The sequence below is a fragment of the Streptomyces beigongshangae genome (assembly GCF_019710745.1).
Classification (GTDB): domain Bacteria; phylum Actinomycetota; class Actinomycetes; order Streptomycetales; family Streptomycetaceae; genus Streptomyces; species Streptomyces beigongshangae.
On sequence record NZ_JAHKJW010000003.1, the window covers coordinates 159,369 to 185,563 of the forward strand.

24 protein-coding genes, 1 tRNA gene and 2 pseudogenes are annotated in these 26,195 nt (G+C 70.7%); 13 read left to right on the plus strand and 14 right to left on the minus strand.

Going from position 1 to position 26,195, the window contains the following annotated elements; genetic code table 11:
- Nucleotides 1-32: 32 nt before the first annotated feature.
- A complete protein-coding gene (locus tag KM933_RS03390) occupies nucleotides 33-872 on the minus strand; it encodes an aminoglycoside phosphotransferase family protein (protein ID WP_308013243.1) in 840 nt (279 codons plus the stop codon).
- A gap of 182 nt (nucleotides 873-1,054) precedes the next feature.
- On the opposite strand from KM933_RS03390, the gene KM933_RS03395 reads away from it, so the two are divergent.
- Both KM933_RS03395 and KM933_RS03400 read left to right on the plus strand, forming a co-directional pair.
- The gene (locus KM933_RS03395; protein WP_308013248.1) at nucleotides 1,055-2,422 is read left to right on the plus strand and encodes an NAD(P)/FAD-dependent oxidoreductase; all 1,368 of its coding nucleotides are present in this window, start codon (nucleotides 1,055-1,057) and stop codon (nucleotides 2,420-2,422) included.
- Between the two features lie 25 nt (nucleotides 2,423-2,447).
- Nucleotides 2,448-3,176 carry an alpha/beta hydrolase gene (locus KM933_RS03400; protein ID WP_221348253.1) on the plus strand — a complete coding sequence of 243 codons (729 nt, stop codon included), beginning with the start codon at nucleotides 2,448-2,450 and terminating at the stop codon, nucleotides 3,174-3,176.
- A gap of 48 nt (nucleotides 3,177-3,224) precedes the next feature.
- Here the strand turns inward: KM933_RS03400 and KM933_RS03405 are convergent.
- A tRNA-Thr gene (locus KM933_RS03405) sits at nucleotides 3,225-3,299 on the minus strand.
- Nucleotides 3,300-3,474: 175 nt separating this feature from the next.
- On the opposite strand from KM933_RS03405, the gene KM933_RS03410 reads away from it, so the two are divergent.
- The 4 genes from KM933_RS03410 to KM933_RS03425 all read left to right on the plus strand — a co-directional run bounded on the left by KM933_RS03410 (nucleotide 3,475) and on the right by KM933_RS03425 (nucleotide 7,888).
- The gene (locus tag KM933_RS03410) at nucleotides 3,475-4,875 is read left to right on the plus strand and encodes an RNA-guided endonuclease InsQ/TnpB family protein (RefSeq protein ID WP_221348254.1); all 1,401 of its coding nucleotides are present in this window, start codon (nucleotides 3,475-3,477) and stop codon (nucleotides 4,873-4,875) included.
- 334 nt (nucleotides 4,876-5,209) lie between these two features.
- Entirely contained in the window at nucleotides 5,210-6,346 is a 1,137-nt protein-coding gene (locus KM933_RS03415) for an ABC transporter ATP-binding protein (RefSeq protein WP_221348255.1), read from the plus strand.
- A 237-nt stretch (nucleotides 6,347-6,583) separates the two neighbouring features.
- On the plus strand, nucleotides 6,584-7,030 hold the full coding sequence (locus KM933_RS03420; RefSeq protein WP_221348256.1) for a hypothetical protein: 447 nt from the start codon (nucleotides 6,584-6,586) through the stop codon (nucleotides 7,028-7,030).
- 126 nt (nucleotides 7,031-7,156) lie between these two features.
- Nucleotides 7,157-7,888 (plus strand): nucleotidyltransferase family protein, encoded by a 732-nt coding sequence (locus KM933_RS03425; protein WP_221348257.1) that lies wholly within the window; start codon nucleotides 7,157-7,159, stop codon nucleotides 7,886-7,888.
- Between the two features lie 98 nt (nucleotides 7,889-7,986).
- On the opposite strand, the gene KM933_RS03430 is transcribed toward KM933_RS03425, so the two are convergent.
- The 6 genes from KM933_RS03430 to KM933_RS03455 form a co-directional block, all read right to left on the minus strand.
- The gene (locus KM933_RS03430; protein WP_260332980.1) at nucleotides 7,987-9,705 is read right to left on the minus strand and encodes a DoxX family protein; all 1,719 of its coding nucleotides are present in this window, start codon (nucleotides 9,703-9,705) and stop codon (nucleotides 7,987-7,989) included.
- Between the two features lie 87 nt (nucleotides 9,706-9,792).
- Entirely contained in the window at nucleotides 9,793-10,737 is a 945-nt protein-coding gene (gene rlmB, locus KM933_RS03435; protein WP_221348258.1) for a 23S rRNA (guanosine(2251)-2'-O)-methyltransferase RlmB, read from the minus strand.
- A 137-nt stretch (nucleotides 10,738-10,874) separates the two neighbouring features.
- Nucleotides 10,875-12,275: a cysteine--tRNA ligase gene (gene cysS / locus KM933_RS03440; RefSeq protein WP_221348259.1), complete on the minus strand. Its 1,401-nt coding sequence runs from the start codon at nucleotides 12,273-12,275 to the stop codon at nucleotides 10,875-10,877.
- Nucleotides 12,276-12,496: 221 nt separating this feature from the next.
- On the minus strand, nucleotides 12,497-13,015 hold the full coding sequence (gene ispF / locus KM933_RS03445; RefSeq protein ID WP_221348260.1) for a 2-C-methyl-D-erythritol 2,4-cyclodiphosphate synthase: 519 nt from the start codon (nucleotides 13,013-13,015) through the stop codon (nucleotides 12,497-12,499).
- Nucleotides 13,005-13,757: a 2-C-methyl-D-erythritol 4-phosphate cytidylyltransferase gene (ispD, locus tag KM933_RS03450; protein ID WP_221348261.1), complete on the minus strand. Its 753-nt coding sequence runs from the start codon at nucleotides 13,755-13,757 to the stop codon at nucleotides 13,005-13,007. Before ispD ends, ispF begins: the two co-directional genes overlap by 11 nt.
- A gap of 402 nt (nucleotides 13,758-14,159) precedes the next feature.
- On the minus strand, nucleotides 14,160-14,642 hold the full coding sequence (locus KM933_RS03455; RefSeq protein WP_006380568.1) for a CarD family transcriptional regulator: 483 nt from the start codon (nucleotides 14,640-14,642) through the stop codon (nucleotides 14,160-14,162).
- A 724-nt stretch (nucleotides 14,643-15,366) separates the two neighbouring features.
- Here KM933_RS03455 and KM933_RS03460 point away from each other — a divergent pair.
- Nucleotides 15,367-16,062, plus strand: a complete 696-nt coding sequence (locus KM933_RS03460; RefSeq protein ID WP_221348262.1) for a copper chaperone PCu(A)C domain-containing protein — start codon at nucleotides 15,367-15,369, stop codon at nucleotides 16,060-16,062.
- Between the two features lie 193 nt (nucleotides 16,063-16,255).
- Here the strand turns inward: KM933_RS03460 and phoP are convergent, their stop codons facing one another.
- Together phoP and phoR are read right to left on the minus strand one after the other, a co-directional pair.
- Entirely contained in the window at nucleotides 16,256-16,927 is a 672-nt protein-coding gene (gene phoP / locus KM933_RS03465; protein WP_488269380.1) for a two-component system response regulator PhoP, read from the minus strand.
- Between the two features lie 5 nt (nucleotides 16,928-16,932).
- Nucleotides 16,933-18,210: a two-component system sensor histidine kinase PhoR gene (phoR, locus tag KM933_RS03470; protein ID WP_221348263.1), complete on the minus strand. Its 1,278-nt coding sequence runs from the start codon at nucleotides 18,208-18,210 to the stop codon at nucleotides 16,933-16,935.
- A gap of 288 nt (nucleotides 18,211-18,498) precedes the next feature.
- Between phoR and phoU the strand changes: the two genes are divergently transcribed.
- The 3 genes and pseudogenes from phoU to KM933_RS38945 form a co-directional block, all read left to right on the plus strand.
- Nucleotides 18,499-19,176 (plus strand): phosphate signaling complex protein PhoU, encoded by a 678-nt coding sequence (phoU, locus tag KM933_RS03475; RefSeq protein ID WP_221348264.1) that lies wholly within the window; start codon nucleotides 18,499-18,501, stop codon nucleotides 19,174-19,176.
- A gap of 182 nt (nucleotides 19,177-19,358) precedes the next feature.
- The gene (locus KM933_RS03480) at nucleotides 19,359-19,511 is read left to right on the plus strand and encodes a hypothetical protein (RefSeq protein ID WP_221348265.1); all 153 of its coding nucleotides are present in this window, start codon (nucleotides 19,359-19,361) and stop codon (nucleotides 19,509-19,511) included.
- A gap of 343 nt (nucleotides 19,512-19,854) precedes the next feature.
- Nucleotides 19,855-20,045: pseudogene (locus tag KM933_RS38945) on the plus strand (hypothetical protein); the annotation flags it as partial.
- A gap of 224 nt (nucleotides 20,046-20,269) precedes the next feature.
- On the opposite strand, the gene KM933_RS03485 reads toward KM933_RS38945, so the two are convergent.
- The 3 genes from KM933_RS03485 to KM933_RS03495 all read right to left on the minus strand — a co-directional run bounded on the left by KM933_RS03485 (nucleotide 20,270) and on the right by KM933_RS03495 (nucleotide 22,755).
- On the minus strand, nucleotides 20,270-21,355 hold the full coding sequence (locus tag KM933_RS03485; protein WP_221348266.1) for a Gfo/Idh/MocA family protein: 1,086 nt from the start codon (nucleotides 21,353-21,355) through the stop codon (nucleotides 20,270-20,272).
- Nucleotides 21,356-21,458: 103 nt separating this feature from the next.
- Nucleotides 21,459-22,427: an alpha/beta hydrolase gene (locus KM933_RS03490; RefSeq protein WP_221348267.1), complete on the minus strand. Its 969-nt coding sequence runs from the start codon at nucleotides 22,425-22,427 to the stop codon at nucleotides 21,459-21,461.
- A gap of 115 nt (nucleotides 22,428-22,542) precedes the next feature.
- Nucleotides 22,543-22,755, minus strand: a complete 213-nt coding sequence (locus KM933_RS03495) for an SDR family oxidoreductase (protein ID WP_221348268.1) — start codon at nucleotides 22,753-22,755, stop codon at nucleotides 22,543-22,545.
- A 102-nt stretch (nucleotides 22,756-22,857) separates the two neighbouring features.
- On the opposite strand from KM933_RS03495, the gene KM933_RS03500 reads away from it, so the two are divergent.
- Both KM933_RS03500 and KM933_RS03505 read left to right on the plus strand, forming a co-directional pair.
- A complete protein-coding gene (locus tag KM933_RS03500) occupies nucleotides 22,858-23,727 on the plus strand; it encodes a helix-turn-helix transcriptional regulator (protein ID WP_221348378.1) in 870 nt (289 codons plus the stop codon).
- A 297-nt stretch (nucleotides 23,728-24,024) separates the two neighbouring features.
- A pseudogene (locus tag KM933_RS03505) lies at nucleotides 24,025-24,570 on the plus strand (tyrosine-type recombinase/integrase); the annotation flags it as partial.
- A 237-nt stretch (nucleotides 24,571-24,807) separates the two neighbouring features.
- On the opposite strand, the gene KM933_RS03510 reads toward KM933_RS03505, so the two are convergent.
- Complete coding sequence (locus tag KM933_RS03510; RefSeq protein WP_260332982.1) at nucleotides 24,808-25,179, minus strand: GIY-YIG nuclease family protein; 372 nt, start codon at nucleotides 25,177-25,179, stop codon at nucleotides 24,808-24,810.
- A 566-nt stretch (nucleotides 25,180-25,745) separates the two neighbouring features.
- Here KM933_RS03510 and KM933_RS03515 point away from each other — a divergent pair.
- The gene (locus KM933_RS03515) at nucleotides 25,746-26,165 is read left to right on the plus strand and encodes a hypothetical protein (protein WP_221348270.1); all 420 of its coding nucleotides are present in this window, start codon (nucleotides 25,746-25,748) and stop codon (nucleotides 26,163-26,165) included.
- The last annotated feature ends 30 nt before the right edge of the window (nucleotides 26,166-26,195 follow it).

The window sequence follows — 26,195 nt, forward strand, 5'->3', positions numbered from 1 at the left end:
CCCATCCTGCCCCCCACGGCCCACGGCAGCCCTCAACGCCCCAACAACATCCGCGCGACAGCGACCTGCCCGACGTCCAGCCCCGCCCCCGCCCCCGCCCCCGCCCCCTCCTCCACCCGCCACAGCGAGTCCTGCAGCACCCGCCCCAGCGTCCAGGCACGCGCCCGTTCCCGGTCCACGCCCAGCGTCCGGGTCAGCAGGTCGAAGCGGCGCGTCAGCCGGCCCTCGTCGAACCGGTTCCACAGCGCGGGCAGCAACTCGAAGCAGGGATCCCCGGCCAGCGGCTTCGGATCGATGACGAGCCAGGGCTCGCGGCCGGCCGCGAGGACGTTCCCGAAGTGCAGGTCCCAGTGCAGCAGCCGGTCCCCCGGCTCGTCCGCGACCTCGCGCACGGCCGCCGCGCAGTCCGCCAGCAGCCGTCTGTCGTCGTCCGCCGCGAGGGACGCGAGCACCCGCGGCAACCGCGCGAACATCCCCGCGACGACACCGTCGAGGCGCCGCAGCCCGGCCGGCGCCGGCACGGCCGTGAGCCGCGCGAGCAGCCCGGCCAGGACCGCGGTCGCCTCCATCACGTCCGGCACGGCGTCCAACGGCCGGTCCTCGTCGAGCCGCTCCAGCAGCAACGTGCCGCTCTCCGCGTCCTCCTCCAGCAACCGTACGACCCCGTCGCCGTCCCAGGTCCGCAGCGCGAGCCCTTCACCGGCCGTCTCCTCGTCGACGTCCTGCAGCTTCAGCGCGGCCCGCGTCCCGTCGGCGCACACCACCGGCAGCACGACCGAGACACGCCCGCTCATCGGCGCGCCCTCCTGCCGCAACCCCCACCGCTCGACGAACCGCCCGCCCCGCTCCAGCAGCCGCCCGTGCCCACTCACCCTCGTGTCCTCCACCCGAACCGCCCCCAGACCCTCGCATCCGAAGAAGACACCCACCACCCGGAGAAGCTAACGTCTCGCGCGTGAGCAGCACGGAGAACGCGGACAACACACCCGGCACACCGGACGGATCCCGCGCCCCCGCCCCCGCCCCCGCCCCCGCCCCCACGACAAACGGTGACATATCGTTCTGGTACGCCCAGGACGGCCGCCCCTCCCCCCGCACCCCCCTCCCGGGCGACGCGAACGCCGACGTGGTGATCGTCGGCGGCGGCTACACCGGCCTGTGGACCGCGTACTACCTGAAGAAGACCGCCCCCTTCCTGCGCATCACCGTCCTGGAACAGCGGTTCTGCGGCTACGGCGCCTCAGGCCGCAACGGCGGCTGGCTCTACAACGGCATCGCGGGCCGCGACCGCTACGCGCGCCTGCACGGCCACGAGGCCGCCGTACGCCTCCAGCAGGCCATGAACGCCACGGTTACCGAGGTCCTCCGCGTCGCCGCACAGGAAGGCATCGAGGCGGACGTCCACCGGGGCGGCGTCCTCGAAGTCGCCCGCACCCCCGCCCAGCTGGCACGCCTGAAGACCTTCCACGAGACGGAACTCTCGTACGGCGAGGAGGACCGCGAGCTGTACGGCCCCCGCGAGACCGCCGAGCGCATCCGGATCGCGGACGCCACCGGTTCGACCTGGACCCCGCACGGCGCCCGCCTGCACCCGGTCAAACTGCTCAAGGGCCTCGCGACCGCCGTCGAGGCGCTCGGCGTCACGATCCACGAGTCGACACCCGTCACGGAGATCAGGCCCCGGCACGCCGTCACCCCGCACGGCACGGTCCGCGCCCCGTACGTCCTGCGCTGCACGGAGGGCTTCACGGCCGCCCTGAAGGGCCACCGGCGCACCTGGCTCCCGATGAACTCCTCGATGATCGCCACCGAGCCCCTGACCCCCGCCCAGTGGGAGTCGGTCGGCTGGGAGGGCCGGGAGACCCTCGGCGACATGGCCCACGCCTACATGTACGCCCAGCGCACCGCCGACGACCGCATCGCGCTCGGCGGCCGCGGCGTCCCGTACCGCTACGGCTCACGCACGGACGACGACGGCCGTACGCACCCCTCCACGGTCCGGGCCCTGCACGACCTCCTCCGGCGCCTCTTCCCCCAGCTCCCGGACCTCGCCGTGGCCCACGCCTGGTCCGGCGTCCTCGGCGTGCCCCGCGACTGGTGCGCCTCGGTCACCCTGGACCGCTCCACCGGTCTCGGCTGGGCCGGCGGCTACGTCGGCTCCGGAGTCGCCACGTCCAACCTCGCCGCCCGCACCCTCCGGGACCTAGTCCAGCAGGACTCGGGCCAGTCCGGCGCGACCGACCTCACCACGCTCCCCTGGGTCGAACACAAGGTCCGCAAGTGGGAACCCGAACCTTTCCGCTGGCTCGGGGTACACGCCATGTACGCGACGTACCGGGCCGCCGACCGCCACGAACTCACCACACACGCCGCGCGGTCGTCCCGGATGGCACGCATCGCCGACCGGGTCGCGGGCCGCTGAGAAAAGCTGAGACAAGGGGAACCCCATGAGCACCGCAGTCATGGACACCGTCCGCTACTCGTCCGACGGTCAGCTCCTCGACATCCACCGCGCCGCCGCCCCGGACGCCCCGACGGTCCTGCTCTGGCACGGCCGCGGCCCCGCCGAACGGGACGTCCTCGGCGCACTGGCGGCGGAGGTCGCCCGCCTCGGCGCCACCGTCATAGTCCCCGACTGGCACCCGGACGCCGAGGACGGCGGCCGCCCCCAGCTCGCCGCGTCGCTCCGCTTCACCTGGGACTTCGTACGGAACCCGGAGGAGGTGGTCCTCGTCGGCTGGTCCCTGGGCGGACGCGCCGCGATGGCCACGGCCCTGCGCCCGGACCCGCCGGAGGGCTGGCGCCCCGCCGCCGTGGTCGGCGTCGCCGCCCGCTACAACCAGCCCGAGCCGCTGCTCGGCCTGCCCTCCCCGATGGACGTCTGCGCCGACGCCCCTCCCCTGCCCATCCACCTGGTGCACGGCACGCAGGACACGGTGTGCGACTTCGCCAACGCGGGCGAGTTCCAGCGCGCCCTGGCGGCCTGCGGCCGCACGGCCCCCCTCACGGAACTGGCCACGGACCACCCGGGCGCGGTCATGGCCGAGTACTCCCCGGAATGGGGCCGCTGCCGCCCGGCCCACACGGGCCAGGCCCACCGGGAGGGCCTGCGCACGGCCCGGGTGATCGCCCGGGCGGCGGGCGTCCCCACGCAGAAGGCCCAGGCCGACGACTGACCTGGGCCCTGCGGAACGGCACGGCGATCACCCCGTACCGATGGACGGAGCCCCCTGTCGGATTCGAACCGACGACCTACGCATTACAAGTGCGTTGCTCTGGCCGGACTGAGCTAAGGAGGCACCGCGCACAACAACGCCGCACGCGAAAGCGGCTCCACTGTACACAGACCGCCTCGCTCCGATCCACGCAGTTGCCCTGACAGCGGACCGCGAAATCCGCACGTAACCACCCGCGCACCCGTTCGTTGAACGGACTGACGTGCTGTTCCGAAGATCGGATCGCGAGGGGGGGCTCGTGGAGGACGTGGCGAAGAAGCCGAAGGCGGTGAAGGGCGTCCGGGCCGAGCGCGTCAAGCGCGAGGCGTTCGGCATCGAGGGCCGCCGCAAGCACGAGGGCCGCACGGCGACTCCGCTGAGGAGTCACGCCAAGGAAACGGGCACCCAGCACCGTGTCTACCGGTTCCGGTTCTATCCGACCGGGGCGCAGGCCGAGCAGTTGGGCAGGACGTTCGGTGCCTGTCGGTGGGTCTACAACGAAGGGCTGGCCCTGCGGTCGGAGGCTTGGGAGCAGCACCGGGTGAGAGTCGGTTTCGCGGAGACGTGCCGAGCGCTGACGGGCTGGAAGCGGACCGGGGAGAGGGCGTGGCTCAAGGAGGTGTCCGCGACGGTGCTGCAGCAGGCCCTGCGCCATCTCGACCAGGCGTTCACGCGGTTCTTCAGCGGGGCGGCGAAGTATCCGCAGCGGAGGAGGAAGCAGCGCTCGCGGGATGCGGTGACGTATGTGCGCACGGGGTTCAGGTGGGTCGAGGACCCCGTGCGGCCAGGGACGGGTCTGATCACGCTCGCCAAGCAGTCCGGGCCGTTGGACGTCCGCTGGTCCCGGGCGCTTCCCGCGGGGGCGGTTCCGGTCCGGTTGTCGGTGACACGGGACCGGGCGGGTCGGTATTTCGTGTCCGTGCTGGTGGAGGAGCGTGTGCGAGTGCTGCCCGCGCTCTTCCTGCCGGGTTCGCGGGAGCCGAAGGCGGTCGGGCTGGACTTGGGGCTGGCGTCCCTGGTGACGCTCGACGACGGTACGAAACTGGACCATCCACGGCTACTGAAGCGGTACGCGGAGAAGTTGGCGCGGTTGCAGCGGGAGCTGCACAGGAAGGTGAAGGGGTCCGGGAACCGGGACAGGGCCAGGCAGCGGATTGCACGCCTGTACGCGCTCATCGGTGACGTACGCAAGGACATGCTGGACCAGTTCACGACCCGCCTCGTGCGCGAGAACCAAGTGCTCGTGGTGGAGGACCTGTCCATCGTGACCCTGTTGCGTCCGGCTCGCGGGAGGGGCCGTCGGCGCAAGGCGGCGCTGAGCCGGGCGATCATCGACGCCGGGTGGGGAGAACTGCTCCGACAACTTCGGTACAAGTGCGGGTGGTACGGCCGGACGCTGGTCGTCGTCGACCGGTTCTTCCCCTCCACCCGGCGGTGCTCGGCGTGTCATGCGAAGGGCCCGAGGCTGGATGTCTCGGTCCGGGAGTGGACGTGCGCCGAGTGCGGTGTGGTGCACGACCGGGATGTGAACGCGGCGGTCAATCTGCGGGACGAGGGGATGCGCCTGTACTGGCTGGTGGCGTCCGCGCTACCTCCGGGCAGCCGGGCTCCGGTTGTGATCAAGGCTTCGGAGTTGGAGAGGTGTCTGCCGGCCGCGTGACCGGGCCGGTGTGCGGTACGGACCGGCGGGCCGTCGGCCGGAATGCCTGTGGAGTCTGCGTGAGACCGTGCGTGACAAAGGGGTGACTCGTTGTCCGCCGGCAGCGACTGTGAAGCAGGAAGCCTCGGCAAGGTCAAAAGTGATCTGCTCTTCCAGGATCGAAATTTAGTCAAAGTTCACACCTTCCTGCCTACTGACAGGGCGGTGAACGCAGGGTAGCGTCTCGATCCAGTCCACCCGTGTGGACTACACCACTACGGAACGTTCCGTGGTGGCACACCACCTTTACAACGGATCGTCCGGCACGTTCCTGCCGGTGAAGGGGGCCCTCATCATGGCCACTGTCTCGTTCAACAAGGCGACCCGCATCTACCCGGGTGGCGACAAGCCCGCCGTCGACCAGCTCGAACTCGACGTCGCGGACGGCGAGTTCCTCGTCCTCGTCGGTCCCTCCGGCTGCGGAAAGTCCACCTCCCTGCGCATGCTCGCGGGTCTCGAGGACGTCAACGGCGGTTCCATCCACATCGGTGACCGCGACGTCACGCACCTGCCGCCCAAGGACCGGGACATCGCCATGGTGTTCCAGAACTACGCGCTGTACCCGCACATGACGGTCGCGGACAACATGGGCTTCGCGCTCAAGATCGCCGGCGTCAACAAGGCCGAGATCCGCCAGAAGGTCGAGGACGCGGCGAAGATCCTCGACCTCACCGAGTACCTGGGCCGCAAGCCGAAGGCCCTCTCCGGCGGTCAGCGCCAGCGTGTCGCCATGGGCCGCGCCATCGTGCGCGAGCCCCAGGTGTTCCTCATGGACGAGCCGCTGTCGAACCTCGACGCCAAGCTCCGCGTCTCGACCCGTACGCAGATCGCGTCGCTGCAGCGCCGTCTCGGCATCACCACGGTGTACGTCACCCACGACCAGGTCGAGGCCATGACGATGGGCGACCGCGTGGCGGTCCTCAAGGACGGTCTGCTCCAGCAGGTCGACTCGCCGCGCAACATGTACGACCGCCCGGCGAACCTCTTCGTGGCCGGCTTCATCGGTTCCCCGGCGATGAACCTCGTCGAGGTCCCGATCACCGACGGCGGCGTGAAGTTCGGCAACAGTGTGGTGCCCGTCAACCGCGAGGCCATCAAGGCCGCCTCGGACAAGGGCGACCGCACGGTCACGGTCGGTGTCCGCCCCGAGCACTTCGACATCGTCGAGCAGGGCGGCGTCGCCTCGGCGACCCTGTCGAAGGAGGCCGCGGACGCTCCGGCCGGCCTCGCCGTCACCGTGAACGTCGTCGAGGAGCTCGGCGCCGACGGTTACGTCTACGGCAGCGCCAAGGTCGGCGAGGAGCTCAAGGACCTGGTCGTCCGCGTCAGCGGCCGCGCGGTCCCGGAGAAGGGCGCGACGCTGCACGTCGTGCCGCGCGCGGGCGAGACCCACGTGTTCTCGACCTCCACGGGCGAGCGCCTCACCGACTGACCCCGGCCCGCCGGCCGAAGGATTCACCCGGGCCGGCACCCGAGTCGGCAGGAGAAGGCCCCGCAGATCACTGCGGGGCCTTCTCCGTTGTCGATCTCCGTTGTCGATAAATATCCCGTCAGACCGGTCATTTCGACAGCCGTTCGTCAACACCCAACTCGAAAGCCAGCCCAATCCCGTCCCCCGAACTGATTACTAAATGTCGCCAAATCATCACCCCGCGCTACCCTCTCTCGCGTGAAGCACTCCACTAACCACTCGACGCGACACGGCCGCGGCCCGGCCCGCCGGATCGGCCGCACCCTCGCCCTCGTTCTGCCCGTCGTCCTGGTGCTCTCCGGGACGCTCGCGGTCACCCGGGTCAGCTGGTCGGGGGACGACTCCACGTCGGCCCTCGCCGCATCCTCCGAGGACGTCTCCCGGCGCGCCTCGTCCCGCGCTCCGCAGGACGTGCTGCGCGACCAGCTCCTGCTGGAGCTCCAGGAGAAGAGCCCGGGAGCCGCCCTCACCCACCTCCAGGAGGCCGTGAACGACCGTCCGTCCCTCGGCCGGCACTGCGCCTCCATCGCCCGTGCCCTGGGCCGCGCGGCGGTTCTCGCGTACGGACCGACCCGGGCCCAGTCGTACGCCCGCCCGGTCTGCGACACATCCTTCGCGACGGGCGTGGCGGCCCAGAACAGCTGAGCCCGCCCGCGGATCCGCACCCGCCGGACCCGCCGCACCCGTTGCATCTGCCGCATCTGCCGCATCTGCCGCACCCCGCACAAACCCCGAAGGTCGACCCGGCGGAGCGCGACGTAAAGTTCGGGCATGACCGATCCGAACGCCGCGTCGCGCCCCGTTCAAGCCGTCGTCCTGGCCGGCGGCCAGGGCTCCCGGCTGCGTCCCTACACCGACGACCGTCCCAAGCCGATGGTCGAGATCCCCGGCACCGGGACCCCGATCATCGGCCACCAACTGGCCTGGCTCGCCGAGGAGGGCGTCACCGACGTCGTCGTGTCCTGTGGTCATCTCGCCGAGGTCCTCCAGGAGTGGCTGGAGTCGGCCGACCTGCCGGTCTCCGTGACCACCGTGGTCGAGTCGGAGCCCCTGGGCCGCGGCGGCGGCCTCAAGTACGCCGCCAAGCACCTGCCCCACCCCGACCACCCCTGGTACGCGACGAACGGCGACATCTGGACCCGCTTCTCGCTGCGCGAGATGGCGGACTTCCACACCGAGCGCGACGCGGTGGCCACCCTCGCGCTGGCCCGCCCCCGCATCCCGTGGGGCGCCGTCGAGACCGACGACTTCGGCCACATCACGGACTTCATCGAGTCCCCGCCGACCGCGTACGGCATCAACGCGGGCGTGTACGTCTTCTCCCCCGAGTTCACCGACCTGCTGCCGGCCCTCGGTGACCACGAGCGCTCCACGTTCCCGCGCCTGGCCCGCGAGCGCCGCCTGGCCGGCTACCCGATCCCGCAGGGCGCCTACTGGCGCGCCATCGACACCGCGAAGGACCTCACGGAGGCGGCCAAGGAGCTGGCGGCACTGGGCCGCTGACACCCGCGCCCAGCCCCGCCCCTCCCCGTCCCACGCACACACCGATGGGCCCCGCACCCGAGGTCAGGTGCGGGGCCCGTCGCCGTCGTACGGCTGTCTCAGCGCAGCAGACCGCCCACGAGCCCGGAGGAGCCGCCGGAGGACCCTCCGGAACCACCGGAGCTGCCGGAGCCTCCCGTGGCGGCGCCCGAGCCCGTACCGCCGCCGGTGCCGCTGGTGCCGCCGCCCGAGCCGGTGCCGCCGCTCGTGGTGCCGCCGCCGGTGGAGGACGGTCCCGTGCCCGTGGTGGAGCTGGGCGCCTGCTGCTGCGGCGCGGCCGGCTGCTGCGGCGGTGCCGGGTCGTAGCCCTGGGTCTGGCTGGGCCGGTCCGCACCCGTACCGGCCGTCTCGCGGACCGGCGCACCGGGTGAGGTCGCGGTCTGCGAGGGACTCGCCGACGTCGCATCGCGGGTGGGCCGGTCGGACGCCGCCGGGCTCCGCTCGTCGCGGCGCGCGCCGGGCTCCTGCGGGAGCGGGGAGCCGGGCAGTTCGTTGCGCGGGGCCTCGCCCGGACCGGGGACGACCACGCGGTCGGAATCGCGGACGGCACCGCCGAGCACCGATCCGACGAGCAGCGTGAGGCCGACGACGACGGCCGCGACGAGGGCGCCGCGCCGCAGTACGCGTCGGCGCAGCTCCCAGATCCCGGTACGCGGCCCGAGCGTGCGCCAGGCCTCGCCCGCGAGGCGGCCGTCGACCGAGTAGACGGGGGCTCCCGCGATGATCAGCGGGGACCAGGCGGCCAGGTAGATGATGTCGGGCGCGTCGTAGACGGGGACGGACTTCCAGCTGACGGTGAGCAGCAGCGCCGCCGACAGCAGGGCGCCGACGACCGCCGCGACCCGCTGCCACAGTCCGAAGACGGTGAGGACGCCGACGATCACCTGGAAGAAGGCGATGAGGAGTCCGGCGCCGATGGGGTGCTGGAGCGCGAACTCGCGCAGTGGTTCGGCGAGTTCCCAGGGGTGCAGCGAGTTGAGCCACTGGACCATGGAGCCGCGCTTGCCGCCGTCGAAGTAGACGGGGTCGCAGAGCTTGCCCATGCCCGCGTAGATGGAGATGAAGCCGAGGAAGACGCGCAGCGGGAGCAGGACGACGCCGAGGTTCATGCGGCGGCCGGGGTAGTACCCGTGCCGGACGGGGGCGGCGCCGTGCCGCTTGTGCGCCCCGCCGTCGCCGTCCCGGTACCCGTCGCCGTCCCGGTACCCGTCGCCGTAGGAGTCGTCCTCGAAGTCGCCGTCCCCGTACGGGCGTTCGTCGATCTCCTCGTACGCGCTGCCCGCGCTGCGCATCTGCTGCGGCAGGATGCGGGTCCCGGGGCCGCTGACGGCGGGGGACTCGACGGTGGCGTCGACGTCGAACCCCGGACCGTCGACGCTGTCGATGCGCGGGATGACCTGGGTCGAACCGCCTTGGCCCAGCGGGTCGTCGGCGCCGTGCCGGAGGCTCGTGTTCCGCGCGGCCTGCAGCAGCCGGGTGGCGCCGGTGTCGTCGGGGGCGGACCTCCCGCTCCAGACGACGGGCGCGTGACGGCGGGTGCCCCCGGTGGTGCCGACGACGGGGACGCGCGCGGTGTCGTCGCCGGAACCCAGGCGCCGGCCGGCGAGCGGCGCCCGGGCCCTGGGCGCGGCGCCCAACTGCACGCGGAAGCTCGCATGGTTGACGATGACCTGCGCCGGATCGCTCGGCACCTTCACCATGTTCAGCGCGGGGACGTCGTCGAACCCCGACGAGTGGTCCCCCGTGGGTGTGCGGGGTGTTCTGGTGTCCACACTCATCTAACCGAGTGACAAGTGCTTAGGACACTGCCTTGACCCGCCGGATCTGTCCGGACCCCGTCAAGATCAAATCCGGCGGCCCACCGCTCAGGCGCGTCGCCGCGAAGCCTCGTACAGGACGACTCCCGCGGCCACGCCCGCGTTCAGCGACTCCGTGCCGCCCGGCATGGGGATCCGCACCCGGAAGTCGCAGGTCTCCCCCACCAGCCGGGAGAGCCCCTTGCCCTCACTGCCGACCACGATGACCACGGGTCCCCCGAGGGCCTCCAGGTCACCGACCTCGGCCTCGCCGTCCGCGGCGAGACCGACCACCACGAGTCCGGCCTTCTTGTACGACTCCAGGGCCCGGGTGAGGTTGGCCGCGCGGGCCACCGGCGTACGGGCCGCGGCACCGGCGGACGTCTTCCAGGCACCGGCGCTCATCCCGGCCGCCCGTCGCTCGGGCACGACCACGCCGTGCCCGCCGAACGCGGAGACGGACCGGACCACGGCACCGAGGTTGCGCGGGTCGGTCACCCCGTCGAGCGCGACGATCAGCGGGTCCGCGCCCTCGTCGTACGCGGCGGCCGCGAGGTCCTCCGGATGCGCGTACTCGTACGGCGGGACCTGGAGGACGAGCCCCTGGTGGTTGAGTCCGTTGGTCATGCGGTCCAGCTCGGGGCGCGGGGCCTCCATGAGGTGGATGCCGCCGCGGTCCGCGGCGAGCTGGAGCGCCTCGCGCACCCGCTCGTCGTTGTCGATGAACTGCTGGACGTACAGCATCGTCGCGGGCACGCCCTCGCGCAGCGCCTCGACGACGGAGTTGCGCCCGACGACCATCTCGGAGGTGCCCTTGCCGCCCCGGCCGCCGCGCGGCGCGGGCCGGCGCACGGCCTGCTTCGCCTTGGCGCCCGCGATGCGGTTCTTCTTGTGCCCCTTGCGCGCCTCGGCGGGCGGGGTGGGGCCCTTGCCTTCGAGGCCCCGGCGCCGCTGGCCGCCACTGCCGACCTGCGCGCCCTTCTTGCCGGACATGCGGCGGTTGTTAGCGGCCATGACCTACCTGTCTGTGTGAACGCGTACGGATGACGGACATCCGTCTCCGGTGAACGGGTGTACGTCCCTGCTGAACGGACGTACGTACTGAAGTGTGCCGCCCGGACGCCCGGACGGCACAATCGATCAAGGAAAGCTCAGCGCGGGCCGAGGGTCCAGCGCGGCCCCTGGGGACCGTCCTCGATGACGAGCCCGGACTGGTTGAGCTGGTCGCGGACGGCGTCGGCGGTGGCCCAGTCCTTGCGGACGCGGGCCGACTCGCGCTGCTGCAGCACCAGCCGTACGAGTGTGTCGACGACTCCGTGGAGGTCCTCGCCCCGGTCGCTCTCGCCCGCCCAGTGCGGGTCGAGCGGGTCGAGTCCGAGGACCGCGAGCATGGCCCTGACCTCGGCGAGCCGGGCGACGGCCGCCTCCTTGTCGTCGGCGGCCAGCGCGGAGTTGCCCTGGCGGACCGTGGTGTGCACGACGGCGAGGGCCCCCGGCACGCCCAGGTCGTCGTCCATCGCCTCGGCGAACGCCGGCGGCACCTCGGCCGCGGGCTCGACCACGCCGCCGGCCTTCTCCACCACGCGCTGCACGAAGCCCTCGATCCGCGCGAACGCCGACTCGGCCTCGCGCAGCGCCTCCTCGCTGTACTCGATGGTGGAGCGGTAGTGCGGGGTGCCCAGGTAGTAGCGCAGCACGATGGGCCGCCACGCCTTGACCATCTCGCTCACGAGCACGGAGTTGCCGAGCGACTTCGACATCTTCTCGCCGCTCATGGTCACCCACGAGTTGTGCACCCAGTAGCGCGCGAACTCGTCACCGAACGCCTTGGCCTGCGCGATCTCGTTCTCGTGGTGCGGGAAGATCAGGTCGATGCCGCCGCCGTGGATGTCGAAGGCGGAGCCCAGGTACTTGTGCGCCATGGCACTGCACTCCAGGTGCCAGCCCGGCCGGCCGCGTCCCCAGGGCGTCTCCCAGGACGGCTCCCCCGGCCTGACCGCCTTCCACATGGCGAAGTCCCGCGGGTCCCGCTTGCCGGTCTCGCCCTCTCCCGCGGGCTGGCGCAGCTCGTCCAGGTCCTGGTTGGAGAGGGAGAGGTAACCGGGCAGGGACCGTACGTCGAAGTAGACGTTCCCGTCGGCCTCGTACGCGTGACCGCGCTCGATGAGCGCGCGCATCATCTCGACCATCTCGGTCACGTGGCCGGTGGCCCGCGGCTCGTACGTCGGCGGCAGGCAGCCCAGTGCCGTGTAGCCGTCGTTGAACGCGCGCTCGTTCTCGTAGCCGATCGCCCACCAGGGCCTGTCCTGCTCCGCGGACTTCCTGATGATCTTGTCGTCGATGTCCGTCACGTTGCGGACGAACGTGACGTCGTAGCCGCGGTACTCGAACCAGCGGCGCATGATGTCGAAGTCGAGCCCGGACCGGATGTGCCCGATGTGCGGGGCCGCCTGCACCGTGGCGCCACACAGGTAGATCGAGACACAACCCGGCGTGATCGGGGTGAAGTCGCGAATCTGCCGGGCGCTGGTGTCGTACAGGCGAATAGTCACCCCACCAGGGTAGTGGGCGACGGGCAGTGCCCCGCGACCTTTCCGCCGCATGCGGTACGTATGCGTGACATCCGCTCCCGCGGGGTGACGCCGGCGGCCGCCCTCCTCCACCGGACCGATCCGTACCGGCTGACCCTCGCCGGCCACCCGTGTCGGCTGACCCGTGCCGGCCACTCGTGTCGGCCCATCCGCGCCGGTCGATCCGTGTCAGCCCACCCGTGTCAGCCCACCCGTGCGACCAGTGCCGTGGCGATTCCCATCACTCCTTCGCCCCGGCCGGGGAACCCGAGCCCGTCGGTCGTGGCGCCGGACACCGACACCGGGGCCCCCGCGGCCTCCGACAGCACCTTCTCCGCCTCGGCCCGCCGCTTCCCGATCCTCGGCCGGTCCCCCACGACCTGCACCGCGACGTTGCCGATCGCGAAACCGGCCGCGCGGACGATCCGCGCGGCCTCCGCCAGCAGCGTCACCCCGGACGCCCCGGACCACTCGGCCCGCCCGGTGCCGAAGTGCTGCCCCAGGTCGCCGAGCCCGGCCGCGGAGAACAGCGCGTTGCACGCCGCGTGCGCGACGACGTCCGCGTCGGAGTGCCCCGCGAGACCGGGCCCCTCGCCCTCCCACTTCAGTCCGGCGCACCACAGTTCCCGCCCCTCCTCGAAGGCGTGGACATCGGTACCGATCCCGACCCGCGGCAGCGAGGGCACCCCGGAGTCCGTCCCGGAACCCGTCTCAGAACCCATCGTTCAACCTCCGCCGCGCCAGAACGGCCTCCGCGAGAATCAGATCCAGCGGACGGGTCACCTTGAACGCCTCCTCGTGCCCTGGCACGACCACGACCCGGAGCCCGAGCTGCTCGACCATGCTCGCGTCGTCGGTGACGTTGTCGGTGACGGTCGCGTGGGCCCGTACGAGCGTGTCGTGTTCGAAGCCCTGGGGCGTCTGCACGGCGCGCAGCCGCGACCGCTCCGGCGTGGCCACCACCGGCTCGGGCTCCCCGGGCGTCCCGGTGGGCTCGACCTGCTTGACGGTGTCCGTGAGCGGCAGCGCGGGTACGACGGCGGGAGCGCCGGCCCGTACCGCCTCGATGACGCCGTCGACCGTGTCGACGGGTACGAGCGGACGCGCCGCGTCGTGCACGAGCACGATGTCGATGCCGGGCGGCAGCGCGTCGAGCCCGAGCCGTACGGACTCCTGCCGGCTGTCGCCCCCGGGGACGACGAGGAACTCGGTCCGCTCCGGCAGCGCGTGCGAGTCGAGCAGCGTCTTGACCTCGGCGGCCCCGTCGGGCGGAGCCACGACGACGACGAGGGAGACGGCACGCGACGCGGCCATGGCCCGCACCGCGTGGATGAGCATGGGCGTGCCGTTCAGCGCGCGGAGCGCTTTGGGGCCGCCCGGGCCGAGGCGTACACCCCGGCCGGCGGCCGGAATCACGGCCGCGGTGCGAGCCCCGGGAGGCGTGGGGCGCGAATCGTCAGACATCGGTTCCTGTCAGGTTTGTATGCTCGGCCGACGTGGGTATGGCCTGGGCGTACCCCGGCCGACGGGCCGGGGGAGTGCCGGGCGCGACGCCTTCGACCGGACCCTTCCGTGAAGATGGTCGAGCCGGCCGTCCGGGCCCGGCACTCCGAGTATCGGAGCACCGGCTTCCGGCATGGCCGGGGGTGCCCGGAGCCCCGGGTCCCTCAGGTCTCCGTCCTGGGTCCCCCGGGTCCGGACATGCCGCAGCGCCCGGCGACAGTGGACATGTCATCGGGCACCACGGCATTTCTCGCGACGGCATTTCATCGCGCCGAACCGCTCGTTTCGTTTCCGGTCACGGAAAGCGTTCAGATCCCACGATCCGCGATCTGAACGTGATCCATGGTCGGAACGTGACGGGCGTCAGGACGCGAGGACCTCGTCGAGCAGGGCCTCGGCCTTGTCCTCGTTCGTGTTCTCCGCGAGGGCGAGCTCGCTCACCAGGATCTGGCGGGCCTTGGCGAGCATGCGCTTCTCACCGGCGGAGAGTCCGCGCTCACGCTCACGACGCCACAGGTCACGGACCACCTCCGCCACCTTGATGACATCGCCGGAGGCGAGCTTCTCAAGATTTGCCTTGTATCGACGGGACCAGTTGGTGGGCTCCTCGGCGTACGGCGCGCGCAGCACCTCGAAGACCCGGTCCAGCCCTTCCTGACCGACCACATCACGTACGCCGACGAACTCCGCATTGTCCGCTGGCACACGCACCGTCAGGTCGCCCTGGGCGACCTTCAGCACCAAGTAGGTCTTGTCCACGCCTTTGATCTGGCGAGTTTCGATAGCCTCGATCAGCGCGGCCCCGTGATGGGGATAGACCACGGTGTCGCCAACCTTGAACGTCATGTGACAGGTACCCCTTCCGTGGCTATCCAGGGTAACACGGAAACCGCGTCTTCTGAATGGCGTTTTCGCAGGTCAGGGCATATCTCGGGGCTTGACAATCGCAACAGGAACGTGCTTCGGAGGGGCCGCGGACGACGGTATTCGCAGGTCGGAGCGGCTCTTCCGGCGAGGAGAAACGCGCACGTTACAACACCCCGGAACCCGGCCCGCGCGCCCGAACGTCCGTATTTGTCGGTTTCGATCACCCCCTCCTCCGCTACTCCGTTCGGTGATCGCCACCACGTACGAGGCGAATCCGGAATTGATCACGCGCCCCGAAGGCCGACCGGAGGCCCGGCCGCGCAGCGGTCGGAGATCGGCCAAAGGATGGCCAAAGAGCAGCTGAAGATCGGCCGTTGATCGATTTACCGGATCACCGTGCATTCCTTACGGGAAATCCGCGGGACGGCGTCGGCGTCTTACCGGGGAGGTTCTCCGGAGGTTCTTATGTGAAAGACGGACGAGCGAGTCGCGTACGGGTCGGTGGAGCATGCACGGACACCGGATGACGCGAGTGACGGGAGACGGAGAAGCGGCGTCCGGCCACGGCCCGAACGTCTCAGGGGCGGGTCGGGTGCGGCGGCACGGGAACGGCTCGGTAACCTGAGGCCGCTGACTGACCCTTGGAACGGCTTTGCACGAGGAGCCGTTCTGTTTCGCCCACGTTCAAGGAGTTGCCGCCGCCGTGAGCAGCAGCCTTCGACGCGGCGCCCTCGCCGCCGCCGCCATCGCGTTCTCGGTCGCCTCGCTCGCCGCATGCGGCGCCGGCAACCAGGCCCAGTCCCTGCAGATCAAGCCGGACCTCGACGCCGTCACCGTCGGCGACATCAAGATCCAGAACGCCGTCGTCATCACCCAGCCCGACCTGGAGTCGACGGGCCCGGCCGCGATCGCCGCGACCCTGTTCAACGACGGCCCGACCGCCCAGACCCTGGAGTCCGTCAAGGTCGAGGGCGTCAGCGAGGCCGTCCGCCTCAAGCCCGCGAAGGGCTCGGGCAAGCTGACGGTCCCGGCCGGCGGTTCGCTGGTCCTCGGCGGCAAGGACAACGCCTCCGCCGTGCTGGAGAGCAGCCGCGAGGCGTTCAAGGACGGCGACGCGCAGCCGGTCACCTTCACCTTCAGCAGGACCGGCGACGTGAAGCTGGAGCCGCTCGTCGTACCGGCCGAGCACTACTTCTCCGACTGGGGCCCGACCGAGGTCCCGGCGAAGCCCAGCACCGAGCCGTCCGCGCCGGAGTCCGGCGAGGCCTCCGGGTCGGCGTCGGCCTCGCCCTCCGGGTCCGCGTCGGGGGAGACCGAGGAGACGGGCGAGGCGGGCGGCACGCCCACCGACGCGGCCTCGGCCAGCGCCGACGCGGCGGAGTCGGCCGCGGGTCACTGAGGCGCTCGTACGGGCGCATGACGAACCGTGTGACCGTGCACGACGCCACGACGCCCACGCGTGACGAAGGGCGGGACCCCGGAGAGGGGGTCCCGCCCTTCGTCACACGTCACGCGCGGGCGTCGTGCCCGCCGGTGCTGGCGTCACGCCCGCCGCACCCGGTGCGGGGCCGTGGTGCCCACGGCCGTGCCGTCTACGGCTCGAACTTGTAGCCGAGGCCGCGGACCGTGACCAGGTAGCGGGGCGCGCCCGGGTCCGGCTCGATCTTCGCCCGCAGACGCTTCACGTGGACGTCCAGCGTCTTGGTGTCACCGACGTAGTCGGCGCCCCACACCCGGTCGATGAGCTGCATGCGCGTCAGGACGCGTCCGGCGTTGCGCAGCAGCATCTCCAGGAGGTCGAACTCCTTGAGCGGGAGGTCGACCTTGGAGCCGGAGACGGTGACCACGTGGCGGTCGACGTCCATGCGGACCGGGCCGGCCTCCAGGGCGGCCGGGGTGACCTCCTCCGGCTCGCCGCGGCGGCGCAGGACGGCCCGGATGCGGGCGACCAGCTCACGCGACGAGAAGGGCTTGGTGACGTAGTCGTCGGCTCCTATTTCGAGCCCCACGACCTTGTCGATCTCGCTGTCCTTGGCGGTGACCATGATCACCGGGACGTTCGAACGGCTGCGCAGCTGGCGGCACACCTCGGTGCCGGGCAGGCCGGGCAGCATCAGGTCGAGGAGGACGAGGTCGGCGCCATTGCGCTCGAACTCGTCGAGTCCGTCGGGTCCGGTGGCCGCGATGGCGACCTCGAAGCCCTCTTTGCGGAGCATGTAGGACAGGGCGTCGCTGAAGGACTCCTCGTCCTCGACGACGAGCACTCGGGTCACGGATGGACCTCCGGGGCAGAAAAGGGTTCGTACGGGGATGAGACGGTGGTCGTCCCGTCGGTCTGTCCGGTCTCGTCGTCTTCGTCGAGGCCGGGTGTCTGGCTGCCTGCCGCGCGGTTGCGGGCCGCGCCCGCCTCCGGCAGCCGCAGGGTGAAGGTGGAGCCCTGACCCTCGGAACTCCACACCGTGACCTCCCCGCTGTGCGAGGCGGCCACGTGCTTGACGATCGCGAGCCCCAGCCCCGTACCGCCCGTGGCGCGGGAACGGGCCGGGTCGACGCGGTAGAAGCGCTCGAAGACGCGCTCCTTGTCCTTGTCGGAGATGCCTATGCCCTGGTCGGTCACGGCGATCTCGACGAGGTCCCCGCCGGGCGCGGTCACCCGGCGCGCGGCTATGCCGACCCTGGTGCGGGCGGGCGAGTAGTTGACGGCGTTCTCCACGAGGTTGCCCAGCGCGGCGGCCAGCTGGCCGCGGTTGCCCCACAGGCGCAGGTCCGCGGTGCCGCCGGCGGCCATGGTGATCTGCTTCGTGCCGGCCTGGTGCCGGCAGCGGTCGATCGCCTCGGCGACCAGCTCGTCGACGCGCACGGGTTCGGCGTCCTCCAGGGGGTCGTCGTTCTGGACCCGGGAGAGGTCGATGAGCTCCTGCACGAGGTTGGTGAGGCGGGTCGCCTCTATCTGCATGCGCCCGGCGAAGCGCTCGACGGCCTCGGGGTCGTCCGAGGCTCCCATGACGGCCTCGGAGAGCAGGGAGAGCGCGCCGACCGGGGTCTTGAGCTCATGGCTGACGTTGGCGACGAAGTCGCGCCGTACGGCCTCGATGCGGCGGGCCTCGGTGAGGTCCTCCACGAGGAGCAGGACGAGCCGGGAGCCCAGCGGGGCCACCCGGGCGGACACGGCGAGGGCCTCGCCCCGGCCGGTGCCGCGCCGGGGCAGGTCGAGCTCGACCTGCCGTATCTCCCCGTCCCTGCGGGTGTCGCGGGCCATCGCGATCATCGGCTCGACGGCCAGTTTCCCGCCGCGCACGAGCCCGAGGGCGTACGCGGCCGAGCTCGCCTTGACCACGGCGTCGGCCTCGTCGAGGACGACCGCGGAGGAGCGGAGCACGGACAGGACCGTGTCGACGCCCGGCGGAAGGACCGGGTCCGTGTGCAGGGAAGTGCGGGTGGGGCGTTTTTGTTCCCGCTCGCTCCAGCGGAACGCCAGCGCGGCGATGACGCCGGTGAGTACACCGGCGATCGCTGCCGCTGCGGCGACCGCCGCGTTCACGTCCATGGCTCCAGGTTAGGCACGCCGTACGCCCCGGTCACAGCCGTCCGGGGGTGGACTCGAACACTCGTCGCCCAGAGTTCACCCTGGAGACCGTGCTGGTTCATTTCGTACGACCGGACCGGTCGCGCTCTCCACCAGCGGGAAGAGGTGACGTCGCCCAGAGTTCACCTGGGTGCCGGTAATGGTTCATTTGAGCGGGCGTAAACCGTCGCGTTCGGGCCGGACCGTGGGAGCGTGGGGTTCACGAGCCCCAGTGAGCCCCCCGAAGCAACGTAGGAAAGGGACACCCTGATGCGGGACGCGTACCACGAGGAACTTGACTCGATCGGCGAGGGCCTGGTCGAGATGGCCCGGCTCGTCGGGTCGGCGATCGGTCGCGCCACGACGGCGATCCTCGACTCCGACCTCAAACTGGCCGAGAGCGTGATCGCGGCCGACCAGAAGGTCGACGATCTCCAGCACGACCTCGAGGCGAAGGCGATAGCCCTGCTGGCCCGGCAGCAGCCCGTGGCCACGGACCTGCGGATCGTCGTCACCTCCCTCCGTATGTCCGCCGACCTGGAGCGCTCCGGCGACCTCGCCCAGCACGTGGCGAAGCTGGCGCGGCTGCGCTTCCCCGAGCGTGCCATCCCGCAGGACCTGCACGCCACGATCCTGGAGATGGGTCAGCTCGCGCAGCGCCTGATGGCCAAGGCGGCCGAGGTCATCGTCACCAAGGACGTCGACCTCGCCCTCCAGCTGGAGCAGGACGACGACGCGATGGACCTCCTCCACCGCACCCTCTTCCAGCACCTCCTGGACGACCGCTGGAAGCACGGCATCGAGACGGCGGTGGACGTGACGCTGCTGGGCCGCTACTACGAGCGCTTCGCGGACCACGCGGTGTCGGTGGCGAAGCGCGTGGTCTACCTGGTGACGGGCGAACACGCGGACGAACTGCAGACGACGACGCCGGTCGAGGGCGCGTAAGCCCCCGGTGGTCGGGCGGCAGAGCGGCAGAGCGGTCGGGCGACAGGGCGTACGGTCGGCGGTCGGTTTGCAGGGGGCGCGTCGAGTGCGCGCAGGGGCGGGGAAGCCTCCGTGCGCCGTTGATGCGCCCGACCACCTGGGTCTGCAATGGAAGGCAGGCACAAGCCTTCGAGGAGGGACCCATGGCCGATTCCCCCACCACGACCGACCCCACCCGGGCCCACGAGACGCAGCAGCCAGCCGACATCAAGAGCCTGCCGCTCTTCGGCTCCTGCGGCTGCGGCTCGGGCTGCGGGTGCGGGTGCCAGTCCGGCAACCCCTGCCAGTGCGGCTGACGCACGGCATGTCGCGTACGGCGCGACGCGTGCGGCGTACAGCGTGACGCGTGCGGCGTACAGCGTGACGCGTGCGGCGTAGCGCGGCGCGACAAGTGGCGGCGAAAGGGTCCCGTTTCAGGTGCGGGACCCCTTCGTCCGCTTCTGGGCGACCGGTTGTACGCCTTGTGCACCGCCGCTGTACGCACCGCGCGCAGATCTGACTCCACGCACCGTTGCCCTCCCAGGTGGAGTCCCGTTCTGGGATGCCGGAACACGCGGAACGATCACGGCCAGGTCGTCCTCGCCGTCTCCGTTGACATAGCCCGCTGCTGCTTCCCAGTTGCGGGGCTGGACGCCCGGGACCGTCATGGTGTCGGCGGGAGAGGACGTCAAAGCCTCCGCCGAGTACCTGGGGCGCTCGGACCCGGGGCTGACGCTCCGCGTGCACGCGCACCTGAGGCCGTCCGGCCAGGAGCGCACCCGTAAGGCTGTGGACTGCGGGCTGTGACCGCTGTCTTGGACACGGCCCAGCCGGAGTCGTCTCGCACCTGACGCCCAGGGACGGTCCAGATACGGCAACAAGCCCCCCTGCCCGCGGAGAAACCGCAGACAGGGGGGCTTGTCAGTGGTGCGTTACTTCTTCTTGCCCCAGGTCTTGCCGGGGATCTTGGTGAGCTGGGTTCTTGCTGGTCGGGGGGCGATGGCGTCGTGCGGTTGAGCCCGCCTCCCACCGCAAGGGCCCCCGGTAAGGGCCTGAGCTCCCGATGCACGGGTCCTCAGCTGTTCGCGGACGTCCAGCGCCGCCCGGACCTCGCGGCCTGGGACACGCCCGCCATCAGGTCGATATTGTGCCGCGCGTGGGCGAAGTCGGGGGCGGACCGGCTGCCCGTCCGCAGGTCGCGAACCAGATGTGCGTACAGTTCGGCGACGTTCAGTGCGGGGCTCTCGGCGGTGGCGGGTGCCGCGGGTTCGTCGGGAGCCGGGAAGGAGACGCTGGAGGCCAGGCTGAGGTCCCCGCCCTGCACTCCGTAGAGGGAACCGCCGGTGAGTGAGAGCCATCCGTCGGTGCCGCGCAGTTCGAACCGGAAGTCCGCGTCCTCGGGCGGCACACCGCCGACGACGTCGGCGGTCACGACCGCCCCTGTCGTGGTCCGGGCCAGGACGTCGATGTGGTCGGGTACTTCCCGGCGCGCCTGTCCACCCGTGTCGAGGAGTTCGGGGTGGGGCCACAGGATCTCGGTGCGGGCGTCCACCTCGGTGATGTCACCGAGCAGTGCCTCGACGAGGTCGAGGGTGTGCCCAGCGGTGATCGTCAACAGGGATGCGCCGGACTCCTCCTTCTCGAAGTATTCGTACGCTGAGGTGCTCGCTGGTCCGAAGGCGGACGAGGTCGACACGACCCGGGCGTTGAGCGGTCGCCCGATGCGGCCCTCGGCGATGATCTGGGCTGCGCGCCGCACCGACGGGTTGTAGCGGCCCTGCAGACCGATGACGCCGTGTCCTGACCGGGCTGCCGCCGCGAGCATCTGCGTCTCGGCGGGGGAGCTTCCCAGTGGCGCTTCGCAGTAGACGGCTTTGCCGGCTTCGAGTGCTGCGAGAACAAGGTCGCGGTGATCAGGGACCTTGACCGCCACGGTGACGATGTCGACCGAGGAGTCCTGGATCATGGCGAGCGGGTCTGTGTGCCATGTCCGTGCTCCGAAGGCCGCCGCTGCCTCGCGTGCGCTTTCCTCCCGCCGGGTGGCGACCGCTTCCAGCGTGATGCCGTCGAGTGCCTGGATTGCCGGAACGTGCGAAACCTGCGCCCAGCCCGTCCGGGCGCTCGCCCCGATGATTCCTACGCGCAACGGTGTGGGGGACATTGGACCTCCTGATGATGTTGGCCTTGTCGGCCGTATGGCGACGGCATTGCGGTATCCCGAGCGTGTGGCTGCGGAACGGATCGGTGGGACCAGCCCCGGCGGGTCACGTTCCGATATGGCGCGCCACCCACGCGTTTCGTGTGGCGGTCATGGCCTGCGCGAGCGCCGTATGGGATGCCAGCAGGTCGAATCCGTGGAAGCCTCCGGGCCACACATGCAGCTCTGCCTGCACGCCGGCCTCCCAGAGCGCCGACGCGTAGGCGACATCTTCGTCGCGGAACACCTCGGCGGACCCGCAGTCGATGAAGGCGGGCGGCAGGCCGGACAGGTCCGTCGCCCGGGCGGGGGCGGCGTAGACGGATACGTCCCTCGTGCCGCGGCGGTCGCCGAGCAGGGCGGTCCAGCCGGTCAGGTTGCTCACCCGGTCCCAGGCGCCGATGCCGTCGATCTGCGCCGTCGAGACGGTCCGGTCGCGGTCGTCGAGCATCGGGTAGATCAGGACCTGTCCCGCCAGACGCGGACCCTGCCGGTCGCGCGCAAGCAGTGCTGTCCCGGCCGCGAGGCCCCCGCCGGCGCTCGCACCCGCGATGATGAGCCGTCCGGGGTCGATCCCGAGTTCCTCGGCGTGCTGCGCGGTCCAGCGGAGCCCGGCGTAACAGTCCTCCACCGGATACGGGTCGGGGTACTCGGGGGCGAGCCGGTACTCGACGGTCACTGCCACGCAGTCGTGCTCCACGATCCACGGCAGGATCTGCGGCAGTCCGAGGAACCGGTCGCCGAGTATCATCCCGCCGCCGTGTATGTGGAAGATCCCCGGTCCGAGGCCCGTGTGGTCCTTCCGGGCGAGGACCGAGACGACGATGTCGGCCCCCTCGTACCCGGGGATCGTGACGTCGCGTCGCGAGACGCCCGCTTCCGCGAGGACACCATCGACGGAGGCGTCGACCCCCGCGGCCTGCCGGGCGAGCGGGATCATCTCAGCCGTGAACCCGACCGGCAGCTGTCCCTTGAGGAGGTCGAGGACGGCCTGGAGCTCGGGATCGAAGGGTGGACAGGCAAGGGTGTCGTTCATGGGACCTTCTGGTGGTGTTGTGGCGTCGCGGTATCCCGAACGGATTTCGCCGGACAGTCGCTGTGACGGGTACGGGCGGCAGGTGTCCGGATCGTGTGCCCGGGCCCGCCGGCCCTCAGCGCGGTCGGGCGGAGCCGATGCCGCCGTCGACGGGGATCTCGGCACCGTGGACGGCGCCTGCCGCGTCGGAGACGAGCCCGCTGACGGTGGCGGTGACCTCGTCAGGGGCGCCGGCACGCTCGGCGGGGATACCAACGGCGAGAGCGCACCGCCGCCGCACCGGTACCGCGGTGGAGCCGGTGACCGGCGCCGTGCTCGAAGTGCTCATGCCGGCGACGCTACGTCCGTCGCCCGCGCGGCAACCAGGCCGACCCGTGCCTGGTCTTCGCATGACCAGGCACGACGCGCGGCGGTCTGATCGAATGGAATGATGCACCACCCGCACCCGGCGACAGACCGACGCACCACGCCCAACCCGGCTCTGGGATCCTTTCTCCGCTCCCGCCGGGACCGGATCACTCCCGCTCAGGCCGGGATCCACCCCTTGCCCGGCCTCCGGCGGGTGGCTGGGCTGCGCAAGGAGGAGGTCGCCGGCCTGGCAGGCATCAGCCCGGACCACTACAGCCGTCTGGAACAGGGGCGCCAGCGCACGTTGAGCGACGACCTGTGCGAGGCACTGGCGCGGGCCCTGAACCTCACCGACGTCGAGCGCAAACACCTGCGATCCCTGGCCGACCCCGGATACCACCGCGGCGGCCGGGATCGCCCGCAGCAGCCGGAACCGGGGCTCCTGCGCGTGATGACCGCACTGGACCACCTGCCGACGCTCCTGCTGGGACGGTGCTTCGACGTACTGGCCGCCAACGCACTGCTCGCGGCAACTCTGGGTGTGACGTTCGAACCGGGAACGTCCTTCGCGCGGTGGCTCCTGCTCGACGAGGCCGCCCGTGTGCGCATCGTCAACTGGGCCGACTACGCGAGCGCCGCCGTGGGCGCGCTGCGCTACGAGCTCGGCCGGCACCCGCACGACCGTGCGCTCACCACGCTGATCAAAGACCTGCGTGCCCAAGAACCCCACGTCGATCGGTGGTGGCACGACCAGACGGTCACCGACCGCACATCGGTCACCAAGCACATCACGCACCCGACAGGAGGACCGCTCGAGTTCGGCGTCGAAGCGGTGACACTTCCCCAGAGCCCCGACCAGCAACTGGTGATCTACACGGTCGAGCCCGGCTCACCCACTGCGCGCGCCCTTCCCTCACTCGGCAGCCGCGCGCCGCAAGCCGCCCGTGTGTGAGGCGGTCCCGGCGGTGACCACGTACGTCTGGGAGAGGCCGAGGATGCCGCAGAGCCGCTTCACGCCGTCCGGATCGGCTTCTCGCGCTGATCGGGGGCTGTATCCGGCGACTCGGTGACGGCGACGTGCGAGCCCACGCGTTTGTGGTGCTGTGGGGTGCGGCGTCCACCGACGGCGTGCCGACCTGGTGAACTCGCAGAACCGACCACCCGCCCCCAGCTCCCATCCCGTCTGCCGTCGTCGACCCACACACCGTGGAGCAGACGTGGTCCCCGGCGTCCAGGTGGAGCGCACCACTCGGACACGCTGCACGTGGTCCAGCAGCTCGAGCTGAGCCGCAGCAAGGCCGTGTTCGCCCCGCCCAAGGGCGGCAAGCCCCGGGACGTACCGCTTCCCGGTCCGGTCGCGGACGCGCTCCGGGCCCATCTGAAGCGGTTCCCGCCCGTCGAGATCACCTTGCCGTGGAAGGTCGCGGACGGGCCGCCGGTGACGAAGCGGCTGATCTTCACCGGGCCCCGGGGCGGTCACGTCTGGCGTACCTCGCTGAACGAAGAGGCGTGGAAGCGGGCGTTGGCCGATGCCGGAGTCATCCCGGTGCCTGAGCGCGGCCGGCCGCACGTCGAGTCGCGTGAGAACGGCATGCACGCGCTGCGGCACTTCTACGCCTCGGTGCTGCTGGACGCGGGAGAGAACATCGAGGCCCTCGCCGAGTACCTCGGCCACTCGGATCCGGGTCTGACGCTCCGCGTGTACGCGCACCTGATGCCGTCCAGCCAGGAGCGCACCCGTAAGGCTGTGGCCGCCGTGCTCGGCGAGGCCCCGCCGGAGCCGTCCCGCACCTGACGGCCCAGACACGACAACGGGTCCCCATACCTGCGAAGAAACCGCAGGTAGGGGACCTGTTTGTGCCCGCTTACTTCTTCTTGCCCTGGGTCTTGCCGGGGATCTTGGTGAGCTGGGTTTTTGCTGGTCAGGGGCGGTGGGCTCGTGCGCCTGGTGGTCGTCGTTGGTCGTCATTGGCCGCTGTCGAGCAGCCTCGGACGGCCCAGGGACGGCCCAGACAACGGTCCGTTCGGCGGCCTACGAGCTGATGGGCAACTCTCGTGCTCGCTGGCGTGCTTGGGCTCGTATCTCCTTCAGACGACTGTGGAACGCGTTGTGGCGGTTCTGGTCGAGGTTCAGCGGGAGGTCGAGCTGGGAAATGAGCTGTGACTCCAGGTCCCATGGTTCGTTCTGCTCAATCCAGCACACCCGCGCGTTGTCCGCCATCCACTGGCTCAGGGTCGCTTCGCCGACCTTGCCGAAGGTCATCCGCTTGCCGCTGCCCACGCGTCGCAGCTCAAGGCCGAGCAGGCATCCGAGGGTGAGCCGCAGCGTCGAGCCGGCCGCGTTGCCCCGATAGTGGTAGCGCACCCGCTTGCGAAGGTTCTGCGTGCTGGTCCGGTTCGCCATGAACCGCGGAGCTATACCGATGTACAGCAGGCGCCCAGCGTCCAGGTCGGGGCAGGGCGGCTGCTCGAAGTGCCACCCGTAGACGCCTGCCGCCGCCGGGACAGGACTCGAACGCACCAGGACATCCTGCGCCGACCACAACTGATTGGGACTGACGAGAGCGGTAGCTTCCACGGCATCTCCAGGCGCGCGACGGCTGATCGTCGCAGGCTACTGGTCGCCCTGATACAACGTCCCTCGCCTGCGTAGCTGCATGACATCAGCTTGGGAAGCTGCGATTGTTTTGGGCCGGTTCGGGCGCTGACCTGGGTGAACGATCGAGTAACGGCCCGTTGGGATCGGTGGCTCTCACCGTGGTTCCCCGCTGTTCCCCGTTCGATCTGGTGCGGTTGTGGTGCGACACCACCGGGGTACCACTTGCTGAGGGGGGGAGCGGACAGAGCACAGTGCCTCCGGCCGATCTTCTACGCGCCCCACGGATCTGCTGAATCCCCGGACGGACCGAAGGGCTCTGTCTACGCTGCTGGTTGAGCGAACGGCAGACGTGGTCACGCGGGGAGGCAGGGATGAGCACTGAGGTGGTGCAGGTCATGGAGCAGGCTGGGCCCTATGTGACAGCAGCGCTGGCCGCATATGGGGGAGCCGTGTTGCATCGGGCCGAAGATGCCGCAGTCGAAGCGACTGCTAACCGGGGACGACGGGTGTTGCAGGCAGTGTGGCGGCGCTGCAGTCCCGGCGGAAGGACACAGTTGGAAGAAGCGGTACAGGGCGTTGCTGAAGAGCCGGATAATCCGGATGCCCAAGCCGTACTTCGACAGCAGGTCCGGCGAGCTCTTCGCGAGGATACTGAGTTGCTGCGGGAGATCACCGAGCTGCTTCCAGTGTCGCATTCAACAAATGTGACTGCTTCCGGGAATCGATCAATTGCAGCTAAGGGTATTTCAGGGATCGCAATTACGGGAGATCATTCCAGCGTTCGGAAGTAATTAATGGAGTTCCGCCTGAAGGTCGTCGAC

What these genes read in the sequence shown, in the direction of transcription:
- ispF (WP_221348260.1), bottom strand. Translation starts at nt 13,015, where the DNA reads ATGGGTTCTGAGACGGGTTCCGGGACGGACTCCGGGGTGCCCTCGCTG.
- KM933_RS03400 (WP_221348253.1), top strand. Translation starts at nt 2,448, where the DNA reads ATGAGCACCGCAGTCATGGACACCGTCCGCTACTCGTCCGACGGTCAG.
- ispD (WP_221348261.1), bottom strand. Translation starts at nt 13,757, where the DNA reads ATGTCTGACGATTCGCGCCCCACGCCTCCCGGGGCTCGCACCGCGGCC.
- rlmB (WP_221348258.1), bottom strand. Translation starts at nt 10,737, where the DNA reads ATGGCCGCTAACAACCGCCGCATGTCCGGCAAGAAGGGCGCGCAGGTC.
- KM933_RS03515 (WP_221348270.1), top strand. Translation starts at nt 25,746, where the DNA reads ATGAGCACTGAGGTGGTGCAGGTCATGGAGCAGGCTGGGCCCTATGTG.
- KM933_RS03490 (WP_221348267.1), bottom strand. Translation starts at nt 22,427, where the DNA reads ATGAACGACACCCTTGCCTGTCCACCCTTCGATCCCGAGCTCCAGGCC.
- KM933_RS03455 (WP_006380568.1), bottom strand. Translation starts at nt 14,642, where the DNA reads ATGACGTTCAAGGTTGGCGACACCGTGGTCTATCCCCATCACGGGGCC.
- phoU (WP_221348264.1), top strand. Translation starts at nt 18,499, where the DNA reads ATGCGGGACGCGTACCACGAGGAACTTGACTCGATCGGCGAGGGCCTG.
- KM933_RS03430 (WP_260332980.1), bottom strand. Translation starts at nt 9,705, where the DNA reads ATGAGTGTGGACACCAGAACACCCCGCACACCCACGGGGGACCACTCG.
- KM933_RS03425 (WP_221348257.1), top strand. Translation starts at nt 7,157, where the DNA reads ATGACCGATCCGAACGCCGCGTCGCGCCCCGTTCAAGCCGTCGTCCTG.
- KM933_RS03415 (WP_221348255.1), top strand. Translation starts at nt 5,210, where the DNA reads ATGGCCACTGTCTCGTTCAACAAGGCGACCCGCATCTACCCGGGTGGC.
- KM933_RS03510 (WP_260332982.1), bottom strand. Translation starts at nt 25,179, where the DNA reads ATGGCGAACCGGACCAGCACGCAGAACCTTCGCAAGCGGGTGCGCTAC.
- phoR (WP_221348263.1), bottom strand. Translation starts at nt 18,210, where the DNA reads ATGGACGTGAACGCGGCGGTCGCCGCAGCGGCAGCGATCGCCGGTGTA.
- KM933_RS03495 (WP_221348268.1), bottom strand. Translation starts at nt 22,755, where the DNA reads ATGAGCACTTCGAGCACGGCGCCGGTCACCGGCTCCACCGCGGTACCG.
- KM933_RS03500 (WP_221348378.1), top strand. Translation starts at nt 22,858, where the DNA reads ATGCACCACCCGCACCCGGCGACAGACCGACGCACCACGCCCAACCCG.
- KM933_RS03480 (WP_221348265.1), top strand. Translation starts at nt 19,359, where the DNA reads ATGGCCGATTCCCCCACCACGACCGACCCCACCCGGGCCCACGAGACG.
- KM933_RS03485 (WP_221348266.1), bottom strand. Translation starts at nt 21,355, where the DNA reads ATGTCCCCCACACCGTTGCGCGTAGGAATCATCGGGGCGAGCGCCCGG.